Origin of the sequence: Streptomyces bugieae (assembly GCF_036352915.1) — a bacterium.
GTDB lineage: Bacteria > Actinomycetota > Actinomycetes > Streptomycetales > Streptomycetaceae > Streptomyces > Streptomyces endophytica.
Window position 1 is genome coordinate 1 of sequence record NZ_JAZBJP010000235.1, and the last position, 385, is coordinate 385.

At 71.2% G+C, this 385-nt stretch carries 1 protein-coding gene; it reads left to right on the plus strand.

What is annotated here, in order from left to right; translation table 11 throughout:
• On the plus strand, nt 1-385 hold a 385-nt coding region (locus tag V2J85_RS41040; protein WP_419836893.1), incomplete at both ends, for a lipoyl protein ligase domain-containing protein.

The window sequence follows — 385 nt, forward strand, 5'->3', positions numbered from 1 at the left end:
TGCTCGGCGACCCGGTCGAGCAGCGCCAGGCGCTCGGCGGGCTCTCGCTGGACTTCGACCCCAGGCTCCAGGACGAGGAGTTCGACCCGCGGCTGAACGGCCCCGAGTACGCCCCGTCCAACGCGGGCCAGCGCCGCGAGGACCGCAAGCTGGCCGCGATCGGCATCCGGGTCGCCAAGGGCGTGACGATGCACGGCTTCGCGCTGAACGTGAACCCGGACAACACCTGGTTCGACCGGATCGTGCCGTGCGGCATCCGGGACGCGGGGGTCACGTCCCTCTCGAACGAGCTGGGCCGGGAGATCACCATCGAGGAGGTGCTGCCGGTCGCCGAGAAGCACCTGCGGGACATCCTGGAGAACGCGGAGCTCGCGCCCCGCGTGAT